General features: G+C 53.0%; 8 protein-coding genes and 1 pseudogene. 7 read left to right on the top strand and 2 right to left on the bottom strand.

The features are described 5' to 3' along the window. Positions 1 to 7 precede the first annotated feature (7 nt). From parC to ftsP, 3 genes are all read left to right on the top strand, one after another. Positions 8 to 2,266: a DNA topoisomerase IV subunit A gene (gene parC / locus ACMWLG_RS21440; protein WP_029740706.1), complete on the top strand. Its 2,259-nt coding sequence runs from the start codon at positions 8 to 10 to the stop codon at positions 2,264 to 2,266. A 163-nt stretch (positions 2,267 to 2,429) separates the two neighbouring features. Then, a complete protein-coding gene (plsC, locus tag ACMWLG_RS21435; protein WP_045404006.1) occupies positions 2,430 to 3,167 on the top strand; it encodes a 1-acylglycerol-3-phosphate O-acyltransferase in 738 nt (245 codons plus the stop codon). Between the two features lie 58 nt (positions 3,168 to 3,225). Next, positions 3,226 to 4,638: a cell division protein FtsP gene (gene ftsP / locus ACMWLG_RS21430; RefSeq protein WP_045404004.1), complete on the top strand. Its 1,413-nt coding sequence runs from the start codon at positions 3,226 to 3,228 to the stop codon at positions 4,636 to 4,638. A 30-nt stretch (positions 4,639 to 4,668) separates the two neighbouring features. Here the strand turns inward: ftsP and ACMWLG_RS21425 are convergent, their stop codons facing one another. Next, entirely contained in the window at positions 4,669 to 6,144 is a 1,476-nt protein-coding gene (locus tag ACMWLG_RS21425; RefSeq protein WP_045404002.1) for a TrkH family potassium uptake protein, read from the bottom strand. Positions 6,145 to 6,343: 199 nt separating this feature from the next. Between ACMWLG_RS21425 and ACMWLG_RS21420 the strand changes: the two are divergent. Continuing rightward, positions 6,344 to 7,519: pseudogene (locus ACMWLG_RS21420) on the top strand (YgiQ family radical SAM protein); the annotation flags it as partial. A 135-nt stretch (positions 7,520 to 7,654) separates the two neighbouring features. On the opposite strand, the gene ACMWLG_RS21415 reads toward ACMWLG_RS21420, so the two are convergent. Next, the gene (locus ACMWLG_RS21415; protein ID WP_012477419.1) at positions 7,655 to 8,290 is read right to left on the bottom strand and encodes a hypothetical protein; all 636 of its coding nucleotides are present in this window, start codon (positions 8,288 to 8,290) and stop codon (positions 7,655 to 7,657) included. A 613-nt stretch (positions 8,291 to 8,903) separates the two neighbouring features. On the opposite strand from ACMWLG_RS21415, the gene ACMWLG_RS21410 reads away from it, so the two are divergent. From ACMWLG_RS21410 to ACMWLG_RS21400, 3 genes are read left to right on the top strand one after another with little or no spacing between them, the layout of a single operon-like run. Further along, the gene (locus ACMWLG_RS21410) at positions 8,904 to 10,151 is read left to right on the top strand and encodes a tyrosine-type recombinase/integrase (protein ID WP_007897923.1); all 1,248 of its coding nucleotides are present in this window, start codon (positions 8,904 to 8,906) and stop codon (positions 10,149 to 10,151) included. Further along, positions 10,138 to 11,904 carry a hypothetical protein gene (locus ACMWLG_RS21405; RefSeq protein ID WP_007897920.1) on the top strand — a complete coding sequence of 589 codons (1,767 nt, stop codon included), beginning with the start codon at positions 10,138 to 10,140 and terminating at the stop codon, positions 11,902 to 11,904. Before ACMWLG_RS21410 ends, ACMWLG_RS21405 begins: the two co-directional genes overlap by 14 nt. Next, a complete protein-coding gene (locus tag ACMWLG_RS21400) occupies positions 11,892 to 13,352 on the top strand; it encodes a hypothetical protein (protein ID WP_414763028.1) in 1,461 nt (486 codons plus the stop codon). Before ACMWLG_RS21405 ends, ACMWLG_RS21400 begins: the two co-directional genes overlap by 13 nt. Positions 13,353 to 13,398 lie beyond the last annotated feature (46 nt).

Here is a 13,398-nt window from a genome sequence, read left to right as displayed (position 1 = left end):
ACACGTAATGAGCGATATGGCAGAGCGCCTCGCGCTACATGAATTCACGGAAAACGCCTACCTGAACTACTCCATGTACGTCATCATGGACAGGGCGTTGCCGTTTATCGGGGATGGCCTGAAGCCCGTTCAGCGCCGCATCGTCTATGCGATGTCCGAACTGGGGCTGAACGCCACCGCCAAGTTCAAGAAATCCGCCCGTACCGTCGGTGACGTACTGGGTAAATACCATCCGCACGGCGACAGCGCCTGTTATGAAGCGATGGTGCTGATGGCGCAGCCGTTCTCTTACCGCTACCCGCTGGTGGACGGGCAGGGGAACTGGGGTGCGCCGGACGATCCGAAATCCTTCGCGGCGATGCGTTATACCGAATCCCGTCTCTCTAAATATGCCGAAGTGCTGCTGGGCGAGCTGGGTCAGGGAACCGTTGACTGGGTGCCAAACTTCGACGGTACGATGCAGGAGCCGAAGATGCTGCCCGCGCGTCTGCCGAACATCCTGCTGAACGGTACCACCGGTATCGCGGTCGGTATGGCGACGGACATTCCGCCGCACAACCTGCGTGAAGTGGCGAAAGCCGCTATTACCCTCATCGAGCAGCCGAAAGCGACGCTCGACGAGCTGCTGGATATCGTGCAGGGGCCAGATTTCCCGACCGAAGCTGAGATCATCACCTCGCGCGCGGAAATCCGCAAAATCTACCAGAACGGTCGCGGCTCCGTGCGCATGCGCGCGGTGTGGAATAAAGAGGACGGCGCCGTGGTGATCACCGCGCTGCCGCATCAGGTTTCCGGTGCCAAAGTGCTGGAGCAGATCGCCTCCCAGATGCGCAATAAAAAGCTGCCGATGGTGGACGACCTGCGCGACGAATCGGATCATGAGAACCCGACCCGTCTGGTGATCGTGCCGCGCTCCAACCGCGTGGACATGGAGCAGGTGATGAACCACCTGTTCGCCACCACCGATCTGGAAAAAAGCTACCGCATCAACCTGAACATGATTGGCCTCGACGGACGCCCGGCGGTGAAAAACCTGCTGGAGATCCTCACCGAATGGCTGACCTTCCGCCGCGATACTGTCCGTCGTCGTCTGAACCATCGTCTGGAGAAAGTGCTTAAGCGCCTGCATATCCTCGAAGGTTTGCTGGTGGCGTTCCTCAATATCGATGAAGTGATTGAGATCATCCGTACCGAGGACGAGCCGAAGCCGGCGCTGATGTCGCGCTTTGGCATCAGCGAAACCCAGGCCGAAGCGATCCTCGAACTGAAGCTGCGCCATCTCGCCAAACTGGAAGAGATGAAGATCCGCGGCGAGCAGAACGAGCTGGAAAAAGAGCGCGATCAGCTGCAGGCGATCCTCGCGTCCGAGCGCAAGATGAACACCCTGCTGAAGAAAGAGCTGCAGGCCGATGCAGACGCCTTCGGCGACGACCGTCGTTCTCCGCTGCACGAGCGCGAAGAAGCGAAGGCGATGAACGAGCATGACATGCAGCCGTCCGAGCCGGTCACCATTGTTCTGTCGCAGAGCGGCTGGGTGCGTAGCGCCAAAGGCCACGATATCGACGCGCCTGGGCTGAGCTACAAAGCGGGCGACAGCTTCAAAGCGGCGGTGAAAGGCAAGAGCAACCAGCCGGTGGCGTTTATCGACTCCACCGGCCGCAGCTACGCCATCGACCCGATTACGCTGCCTTCCGCGCGCGGGCAGGGCGAGCCGCTCACCGGCAAGCTGACGCTGCCGCCGGGTGCGACGGTTGACCATATGCTAATGGAAGCCGATGACCAGAAGCTGCTCCTGGCGTCCGATGCGGGCTACGGCTTTATCTGTACCTTCAACGATCTGGTCTCCCGTAACCGTGCCGGTAAGGCGCTGATTAGCCTGCCGGACAACGCCCACGTGATGGCGCCGCTGGTGATCGAGAACGAAAGCGACATGCTGCTGGCGATCACCACCGCCGGACGTATGCTGATGTTCCCGGTCAGCGATCTGCCGGAGCTGTCTAAAGGCAAGGGCAATAAGATCATCAACATCCCGTCGGCGGAAGCCGCAAAAGGCGAAGATGGCCTGGCGCACCTCTTCCTCCTGCCGCCGCAGAGCACGCTGACCATTCACGTCGGCAAGCGTAAGATCAAGCTGCGTCCGGAAGAGCTGCAGAAAGTAGTGGGTGAGCGCGGTCGCCGCGGCTCGCTGATGCGCGGCCTGCAGCGCATCGACCGCGTGGAGATTGACTCTCCTGCACGCAGCACCGCGGGTGACAGCGAAGAGTAATGTCGTGATATCCCCCTCTGTCCGGAGGGGGAATTTCAATAAAATTTCCCGTAAAATCGTTGTTAATTCGTGCGTTGCGATTAACAATACGCGCTCGTAATAAAGTCCTTACCTGGCCACAGGTGAAGTATAATTGTCAGCTGTTGGGGCTTCAGAGGTCGCTATGCTATATATTGTTCGTCTTATTCTTACCGTTATCTACTGCATTCTGGTCTGTATTTTCGGCTCTATTTATTGCCTGTTCAGCCCGCGTAATCCGAAGCATGTCGCCACCTTTGGCCATATGTTCGGGCGTCTTGCGCCGCTGTTTGGTCTGAAAGTTGAAAAACGTCTGCCGGAAGGGGCGGAGAATTTCGGTAACGCCATCTATATCGCCAACCATCAGAACAACTACGATATGGTGACGGCCTCTAATATCGTGCTTCCACCGACCGTGACGGTGGGCAAAAAAAGCCTGCTATGGATCCCGTTTTTTGGTCAGCTTTACTGGCTTACCGGTAACCTGCTGATCGACCGTAATAACCGTGCAAAAGCGCACAGCACCATTGCGGAAGTGGTGAATCATTTTAAAAAGCGCAAAATTTCAATCTGGATGTTCCCGGAAGGGACGCGTAGCCGCGGCCGCGGCCTGCTGCCGTTTAAAACCGGGGCGTTTCATGCCGCAATTGCGGCAGGTGTTCCAATTATTCCTGTGTGCGTTTCCAATACTTCGAATAAGATTAATCTTAACCGCCTGAATAACGGGCTGGTGATTGTCGAAATGCTGCCACCCGTCGATACCAGCAAATACGGTAAAGACCAGGTGCGCGAGCTGGCAGCGCACTGCCGTGAGCTGATGGCTCAGCATATTGCGCAGCTCGACAAAGAAGTCGCAGAGAGAGAAGCCGCCGGGAAGATTTAATCCGGCGTTGAAGGGAAAACGAATTCCCGCGTTGTTAGTCGTTTCAGATGGAGCTTATATGTCACTCAGTCGGCGTCAGTTTATTCAGGCTTCCGGGATCGCCCTTTGTGCGGGTGCGATGCCGCTGACAGCCAGCGCCGCCGGGCAGCAACAGCCGCTGCCTATTCCGCCATTAATTGAATCTCGTCGCGGTCAGCCGCTTTTCCTGACGCTGCAGCGCAGCCACTGGTCCTTCACCCAGGGGACGCGCGCGCCGGTCTGGGGCATTAACGGACGTTACCTTGGGCCGACCATACGCGTGTGGAATGGCGATGACGTAAAGCTCATCTACAGTAACCGCACCCCTGAAAATGTCGCCATGACCATCAGCGGCCTACAGGTGCCCGGCCCGTTGATTGGCGGCGCGGCGCGAATGATGTCACCCAGCGCCGACTGGGCGCCGGTTCTGCCGATTCGCCAGAGTGCGGCCACCCTGTGGTATCACGCCAACACGCCTAACCGTACGGCGCAGCAGGTTTATAACGGCCTGGCAGGAATGTGGCTGGTGGAAGATGAGGTCAGCAAATCCCTGCCGATCCCGAACCACTACGGCGTGGATGACTTCCCGATTATCATCCAGGACAAGCGTCTGGATAATTTCGGTACGCCGGAATACAGCGAGCCGGGCAGCGGTGGCTTCGTCGGCGATACGCTGTTGGTCAACGGCGCGCAAAGCCCGTATGTCGAGGTCTCGCGCGGCTGGGTGCGCCTGCGCCTGCTCAACGCGTCCAACTCGCGCCGCTATCAGCTGCAAATGAGCGATGGCCGTCCGCTGCACGTGATCTCCGGCGACCAGGGCTTTTTACCGGCCCCGGTGTCCGTCAAACAGCTGGCGCTCTCGCCGGGAGAACGTCGCGAAGTTCTCATTGATATGACCAATGGGGATGAAGTGTCGGTCACCTGCGGTGAAGCGGCCAGCATTGTGGACCGCATTCGCGGTTTCTTTGAACCGTCGAGCATTCTTGTCTCGACCCTGGTGCTGACCCTGCGCCCGACCGGTCTGCTGCCGCTGGTGACCGATAGCCTGCCAATGCGCCTGCTGCCGCAGGAGATCATGAGCGGCTCGCCGGTGCGCAGCCGTGATATCAGCCTGGGCGATGACCCGGGCATCAACGGCGCGCTGTGGGACGTCAACCGCATCGACATTACCGCTCAGCAGGGCACCTGGGAGCGCTGGACGGTCCGTTCAGATTTGCCGCAGTCGTTCCATATTGAAGGGGTGGCATTCCTGATCCGCAACGTCAACGGTGCGATGCCGTTCCCGGAAGACCGCGGCTGGAAAGATACCGTCTGGGTGGACGGTCAGGTTGAACTGCTTGTCTACTATGGTCAGCCTTCGTGGCCGCACTTCCCGTTCCTGTTCCACAGCCAGACGCTGGAGATGATGGACAGGGGCTCCGTGGGGCAGATGCTGATCAACCCTGCGCCATAATTCTGACATTCCCGGTTCGCCGGGAATGTTTTATGCCCGCCAGAAAAAGCGCGAGAACAGAATCAGCACCGGGTAAATTTCCAGACGCCCTAAGATCATCGCCGCGCACATCAGCAGTTTTGCCCCCTCTGTTAACGTGCCAAACGTCGACGCCGTCTCGCCAAACCCCAGCCCCATGTTGTTGATGCAGGCGGCGACCGTTGCGAATGCGGTGAACAGGTCGTAGTCCATCAGATTGAGCGACCAGACAAAAAAGCCCGTGATCATGACGTAGAGAAAAAAGAAGCTCCATACCGAGCGCAGGACGCGTTCATTCACCACGCTTTTGCCCACCTTGATGCTCAGCAGCGCTCTCGGATGCGCCAGCTGATTCATCTCCTGAATACTCTGCTTGAACATAATGAGAAAACGCAGGGCTTTGATCCCGCCGCAGGTCGAGCCTACGCAGCCGCCAAAAAAGCTGGCGCTCAACAGCAGGAAAATGGTGTGTGCGGGCCATTGGGCATAGTCGGCGGTCGAAAGGCCGTTATCGGTCATCATCGAACTGGCAAGGAAGAAGGCGTGCACCAGGCTATCCGTGGCGTTGTACATCCCGGCATGCCAGACCTGCCAGGCGGTGATGACAATAATCACCGCGGCGGCGCTCAGAAAGAATTTAACCTCCGGGCTGCGGCGAATCGGTTTCAGGGTGCGTCTGACAATGGCGACGTACCAGAGGGTGAAGTTGAACGCGGAGAGCAGTGAAAACGCCCCGGCGACCAGCTCAATCGCTTGGCTGTCATAAAACCCAATGCTCTCGCTGCGGGTGGAGAACCCGCCCAGCGACACGGTCGACAGCCCGTGACAGAGGGCGTCAAAAAATGACATTCCCGCCAGCCAGTAGGCCAGGGTGCAGGCCACGCCCAGCGCGAAGTAGGTCACCCACAGCGTGCGCGCGGTATCGGCAAGGCGGGGAGTCAGACGCTCCTCCTTGAACGGCCCCGGCATCTCTGACTGATAGAGCTTCATGCCACCAATGCCCAGCAGCGGCAGGACCGCGACGGCCAGCACGATGACGCCTAACCCGCCAATGAAATTCAGCTGTGCGCGGTAATAAAGGTACGACTTAGGCAGGGCGCTGACGTCCCCGATCACCGTTGCCCCAGTGGTGGTGATCCCGGAAACCCCTTCAAAGAGCGCGTCGGCAAAGGAGAGCCGTAGCCCGTCATCCATCCAGAGCGGCATGGCGCTAATGAATGAAAACAGCAGCCAGAACAGCACGATAATCACAAACCCGTCGCGGGTGCGCAGCTGTATGCCGGCGTGACGGGTTGCCCGCCAGGTTAACCCTCCGAGAGTAAAAAAGGTTAAAAAGGTGGTCAGAAAGGCAAAGTAGGTCCGCTCTTTATTCAGCAGGGCGATAACCATCGGCGGCAGCATGGAAAGGCTGTACAGCAGAACCAGAAAACCGCAGAGGTGAAGGACAACCCGCAGCTGGGATACATGTAACGAATCGTTGGGCTTCACGACAGAGCTCCGCGCAATAACACGTTCCGGGGCAAATCACCGGAAAATATAGTGAATATTATGATTCAAAATTATCAGGGCGCCGTATTTTAACGACTTCCCCGAATATCTGCCTGCTTCATGCATCCTTTTCTTCAAATCTGGCGGATGAACAGCGTATAATCCCGCTCCTTTTGTCTATTTTTTCTTCGGAAGCATTATGAGCGCAATTTCCCTGATCCAGCCGGATCGTGACCTCTTCTCCTGGCCCCAGTACTGGGCGGCCTGCTTTGGACCGGCGCCATTCCTGCCGATGTCCCGGGAAGAGATGGACCAACTGGGCTGGGACAGCTGCGACATCATTCTGGTCACGGGCGATGCCTACGTTGACCATCCGAGCTTCGGTATGGCCATCTGTGGCCGTATGCTTGAGGCGCAGGGCTTCCGCGTGGGGATCATCTCCCAGCCTGACTGGAACAGCAAAGACGACTTTATGCGTCTGGGTAAACCCAACCTGTTCTTCGGCGTGACCGCAGGCAACATGGACTCGATGATCAACCGCTATACCGCCGACCGCAAGCTGCGTCATGACGACGCCTACACGCCGGATAACGTGGCGGGTAAACGCCCTGACCGCGCAACCCTGGTCTATACCCAGCGCTGTAAAGAAGCCTGGAAAGACGTGCCGGTGATCCTGGGCGGCATCGAGGCGAGCCTGCGCCGCACCGCCCATTACGACTACTGGTCAGATACCGTTCGCCGCTCGGTGCTGGTGGATTCCAAAGCCGATATGCTGATTTACGGTAACGGCGAGCGTCCGCTGGTGGAAGTGGCGCACCGTCTGTCGCAGGGTGAGCCGGTGAGCAGCATCCGCGACGTGCGCAATACCGCCATTATGGTGAAAGAGGCGCTGCCGGGCTGGAGCGGGGTGGATTCCCGCATCATTGATATGCCGGGCAAAATCGACCCGATCCCGCACCCGTACGGCGAAGATCTGCCGTGTGCCGATAACAAGCCGGTTGAGCCGAAAAAAGCGGAAGCGAAGGCTATCGTTGTGCAGCCGCCGCGCCCGAAACCGTGGGAAAAGACCTACGTGCTGCTGCCTTCCTACGAGAAGGTGAAAGCCGACAAGGTGCTTTACGCACACGCGTCCCGTATTCTGCACCATGAAACCAACCCGGGCTGCGCCCGCGCGCTGATGCAGAAGCACGGCGAGCGCTTTATCTGGATCAACCCGCCGGCGATCCCGCTCTCCACCGAAGAGATGGACAGCGTCTTTGCGCTGCCGTACAAGCGCGTTCCGCACCCGGCGTACGGCAACGCCCGTATCCCGGCGTATGAGATGATCCGCTTTTCGATCAACATCATGCGCGGCTGCTTCGGCGGCTGTTCGTTTACTCTTGTTTTTATGTATTTAGAGTTAAACTCTACTTTTCTATTTTTAGAATTCAAGCTATTCATCGTAATTGAGAGATATCCTTTTAATGTTCAGCAAGCCTGTTAAAAGCACTTTATCTGAACCGCGTTTTGCCTAAATCCTGCTCAATATATACTCTCCCTGAGTTCTGAAATCCTCAAATTCCCCAATCTTAAAGCATTGATACATAGATGATGTCAGATAATGCGCAATCATCTCACCGCCAATATGGATCCGTTCCGGGTGTGGGTATGTCGCCTGTATAGCCCTTTGTTCATTCATCATTACAGGAATTGTCTGCAACAAATCCCCATCCAAGATTTGGCACTCAGGTTTTACTCCTGTTCCGTATTGTAATTGCTCTGATTCGAAATCATGGACTGAGCGATAGGCGAACGAAACGATATTTCCTGTTTCCTCGCAAATTGCGAACTGATAAACACTGGTTGTCACCGTTGAAGAAGAGGGAATTGCATGGTCATGCTTGTATTGTTTCCACAGCCTCCTTAGACAGGCCGATGTATGATAATTGAGATTTTGTATACCTGATACGACCATTCTGGTTGATGCTTCAAGCAACCAGGTGTTAGAAAATCCACCTGCCCCCGTTCCTGCTATGATGGTTCTTAGCTGGGGGATGTAACCTGCTTTGGAAACAAAAGATAACGGCTCCCCATTATCGGTGACGGCAAGGGTATCTGTTACAATCAGTGCTTGTGCTTCGTCTGTATAAAATATCAGTGATGACATATTTTCCTCATCCAGAAAAGACATTACATGAATCACAGAACAGGTCACTACAACCACGTGAAAGGGAGTCAGACCATTTTCCAGAGGTAAATATATTCTTGTGTTTGGACGCGTTGCGGTTCTCTGTAAAAAATATATAGCACAAACAAAAGTCCCCGCAGGGATAAATATAGTTATATGCGCTTTTTCTGCTGGCTTTTACAATTGAAAGTGACAGGTAAACGAAATGTGTTACAGGTTTCTTTTGCTTTTCGTTGGGTTCTGTATATGCGAATTTACCCTGTGTGTTATTTTTGCAATGGACTCAGGCTGTATTCAATCAATTAAGGTTTACTTCTGGCATTAAGATGTATCCGTTGCCTGTTTTTTAAGGGCACGGTTTGTGCCGGGAAATGAAAATCACATCTTAAGTTCTTCACTCAAAGGATTTGTGATGTTTATCACGTATGGTCCGGGTAACGTGTTGAGGTCAATGTATTGCATCGTGATGGTGTCGTTACATCTTTTACTTTCCTCCTGATTTGCATATTCACTCCCGGCAACCTGGTTGTTTGTTTTTTCTTCTTCCGGATTTATAGTGTAGGCATGAGGTGGCGTTTCAGGGCGACAGACTGTGAGGATAATCACTAACATTCATGCGCGTTATGGGCGTGTCAGCAAACTGGATGCAACAGAGCCGAAACTGAAATTTGAACCCGGATTTCTGTATGCTGAAATACCTTATATTAGCGGCATCCAGAATCGAAAACTGAGCCGATATGTACACTTTTATCTTATGGATAAAGCTATCCTGCAGGCCAGGGATTTAAAGCCTTTAGCCCGGGCATTTTTACGCTGGATAAGGTGGCTGGAGGATAACGGACTTGACCCTTTCACCCCGGGAACGTTGAAATACCAAAGCCCTACATATGGCTTCAGGGAGTATCTTCTGGGGGCCGTAAGGCAGGGGCGCATCGCCTCATCCACCGCGGCGGTGTACATCAGCGTTATCCGACGGTTTTACGTATTTCTGGGCAAGTGTGGTGAGCTGGCTGCCAGCTCATTTTTTACGTTGGTCGAAAAAGTCGTTGACGGGCGACGCAAGGTGATAAGTTCGGATCTTGCCATCAGGATAACCAGCACAACAAAAAGGACAATCAACCCACTGAATGATGCAGAGGTTCATATCCTGGATGAGGCACTGAAATCTGAGTCCGGGTTGTTCAGTTTAATGATTGTGCTGATGAAAAATTGTGGGCTACGGCTGGATGAAATGCTGACCCTGCCGTCGTCACTCTTTACTGAAGAGTACCTTGCCAGTGTCCCTGTATCTGAGTTGACCATCAGGGGGCTTCATATTGGTCCGAGATGCGGAGTTCATACGAAGTTTGGGATGACGCGAGAACTCTTCATCACCAGACGATTGTACGAGCAGGTTCTGGATTATCTGGCGGATGAGGAGTATGAAAAGAAGATCCAAAAATGGCGTGCACGACAGGGTGGGGAAGGGCGGCACGAGCCTTTATTTTTAATGGCAAACGGGAAACGGATGTCTGAAAAAGCCTTTTACTCCCGCTGGTACAGTTTTCGCCATCGCCTGGCCCGGTCTGCTCCGGGAAATGTGTTCAGACATAAACCCCATGATTTGCGGGCAACGTTTGCGACCCATTTTTTACGCTCGGCACTGAGTTGCTATCCCGATCAGGCCGCAAATGCGCTGGGTACAGTAAAATACTGGATGGGCCATAAAAGCGAAAATACGACGATGAAATACATCGTCTTTCTTCAGCAAAACCAGATTTCTGATGCAGTCGCCGGGGTCATGGACGCATTGATTGACGGTGCTGCAGGTCGCGATGGAGCCATATATGAGCCGGAGTGAAACGCAGATAACGTGGATGGCCGAAAATGTGCTGTCATGGGAGACGGTCAGCGGACACATCACTCAGCGGGATCTGAACCGATATTATTTACTTGACGTTTATCTTCAGGCTCATTTTTCAGATTATGTGTTGCTCCCCGGATGGTTTAGTGAACATTCGCATCTTGCCCGCCCTGAAAAACGCGATTTTATTGCCTCTCTGAAACGATTTCTTCTGTCTTACCGTCCCGCCGGAAGGTTAACCATTTTCCGTTATCTCAATATGTTTTTTATATGGCAGTCAGTCAATCAGTATGACTATGGCACGGCTGAAGGCGTTGAAATGTATATTAAACATCTCATGAACGATATTCGTCGGCGAAAAATTTCAGTCAGGATGGCAAGACACTACTTGTCCGTGGTCAACCGGTTTTTGCTTACGGGCGGGCAGATTCAGAGGCGGTATGAATATGAATTCTTACCGAAAGGAACGTATCAGCAGCAGGGAAGGGATAGCTATACCAGGAATGAACTTTCCGAGATCCTGAGGCAGTTGTCATCCATGAATGAGTTCCTTGCGGGATGTATCCGGGAGCATATCGCTAAATCGGAAAAAGGGGTGCGGCATTTCTCACCGTCTTTGCTGGCACCTGTTTATGAAGCGTATTTCCGGTATCCGGGAGAGAACGGGGTCAGCAGGGCAGAGATCATCATCAGGGACGTTCTGGAAAATTACTTTCTTACTTCTTTTTTTCTGTTCTGTTACCACACATGGGGAAACACCTCTCAGGTTCTGGGTCTGACGCGGGATGATATACATCTGGATGAAAAGGGTATCAGCACTGATTATGTTTATAAGGGGAGAGCGAATAAGTATATACGTCTGACGATAGGTAAATCGGAGTATGTGACCAAACGTGCGGGCTATTACTGGTTTCTGTCTTTTATCAGGCTCAGGGACGACATCGTTAACTATCTGGTTTCCGCAGATAACTTCCCTCCGGTACAGGCGCTGTTTCTGAGTGAGCCGCAGGTGAAATTCCGTAAGCTTTATTCTCTTAATCCCAGTCATCTGACTAAATTTTCTAACTCTGAGGGGGCGTGGGCCACGATGCGGCAGCTTAATCCCTCGCTTCCATCAATTACCGTTTCTGGCTTGCGCAAAACGTCTGAGCAGTATACGGACAGAACATTAAAGAATGGTCTGATTACGGCGGAAAAAGCACAGCATAACTGGGGCACTTACAGGCGGAATTATGCTGCAGGTAACCCACAGGGGGCGAAGGAAAACTTCAGTGCTGCACTTGATACGCTTATGAATCAGGGGATTGCGACACGTGCGTTATCCGAGCGGGTAAAAGTTGCTGATGAGCTGGGGATCGATCTGCGTGGAAGCGATGAGGGTGTGGATCTTTTATTGAATGGCCTGGGATGTCGATCGCAGGAGCCGCCTACAGATATTGAATTGCGCTTTATAAAAAAGCAAAAACGATTTGGCCGGACACCAAAGGCTTGTGCGGATTTTTCTCATTGTGTCGAATGTTCAAAAAGTTGCGTTGTGGAAACGCTGGAGTCTGTATGGCTCCTGCTGTCATTCAGGCATGCTATCGAGTATGGAAAACCGTTGTACATCGGTTCGGTCAATGCTGTGGAGCGTTATGAAACGTTACTCCTGAAGATTGATTTACGGCTTGGGCTGGTAGATGAGGCGACCCTGAAAAAAGCGCGCGTTAAACTTCAGCGAGAAGGTGTGGCTCCGGTATGGCAGATTTGAAGAAAAAAGAGGTAAGCCGTAGTCGAATGGCGGAGTTTCCTGCCGGAACGCCGCTTCGTTCAGGGGATGAGTTTCCGACTGAGGATATCATCTGTGAGGCACTAGAAAACAAAAGCTTTGAACGTCTGAATAACTGCCTGGTTATCGCCAGCTCAGATGAACATGATATGCGTTTTATCAATGAGGAGACGCTGAATATTTATTTCAGGGATGATGTCTGGACCAATCGCTATGTCAGAACCCATATTGGTGAAACGTTAAGAACCGTTAATTTTTCAGGCATACGGGATCCTGAACTGCGTCTTGAAGCCAAAATCATCTCAGCCAGCCTGCTCTGGATTGTCGGCAGGACCGCGAAGACGCAGTCACTGATCCGGAAATGTGCAAACATTGTGGCGGGAGCCCGTATTATTGAGTCTATGGGGTATCGCAGTCTGTTTCAGCTTCGTTTTCCGCTTGTCCGGAATGCTTTCATTGTAAAGATGAAGGAGGAGGATGAGCACGGCAGGAAGCGTTCTGAAAGAACATTACGTAATTACTTTATGGACCTGGCGGATATCTCGCTGACAGGTCATACCCGTCTTCGAAAATACGGTTACTTTCCTGATATTAGCTTCGACAGTTACAACAGTGTGGATGATTCAAACCAGACATATTGTATGCCTTTCAGTCTTATGATGTCTGTCTGGGAAGGGCTGATTACTGAACTGGATGCTGAAATCAGTGATTTCGATTTTGACGGGTTTTCCCGGCTGTGCGCTATCATAAACGGTTTTTATGATTCGCCTTACTATACGTCGATGCTGGAAGCCCGTAAAAGAGGGACAGCAAAAAGCATACCGGATTACCGGGCCGCGTATTACTACAATATTGTTGCCGGGGAAATTCGGGCGCTTTTCGCGACACTTGGCCCCGGGATGCAGGGCTGGTTCTCGGTACATAAAAATAAGCGCTGGAGATCTGATTTTATTGGCGTTGATCACATAAAGCTGAACACCTGGCATTTTGAGCTGACGTTAAAAGTCATGAATGTGATACAGGCCATGTCGGGGATGAGACACAGCGAAGTGCTTGGCGTGATGCACGGTTCACTGATTTATGATGGTGATATCCTGGGACTTCGTTCGGTGTTGCATAAGTTCGCCCCGGAAGGTGGAAGTCACGAAGACTGGGTTGTTTGTCGCTATGTGGAAAAGCCTTTTCAGCATTTACGCAGAATTAATCAAATCATGACAGGCCTGGACGGGAAGACGCTGGACAATGTTCCATTGTCTTTAAATATCAGGTCGTGGTTCTCGGAGCAAAAACTCTCTTTTATGGGGACGCAGCGCCAGACTGAGTGGGCAAAGAAATTTGTGAAAAGACACCATCTGTTCATCCGACGTGACCATATTGGTAAGCGTCGTCTGAGTACCGTCTGGTCCCGAATCCAGGATCCTGTAACTTAAGCACCCACTTATTTTGCAGGTGGACACCTCATGCGCGCTAAAGAAA

The organism is Enterobacter sp. 01-M-02-SI-ECC, assembly GCF_047530595.1.
In the GTDB taxonomy this organism is placed as follows: Bacteria; Pseudomonadota; Gammaproteobacteria; order Enterobacterales; family Enterobacteriaceae; genus Enterobacter; species Enterobacter cloacae_M.
Note: the sequence above shows the minus strand (reverse complement) of the source record. Positions and strands in the feature narration are given on the sequence as shown.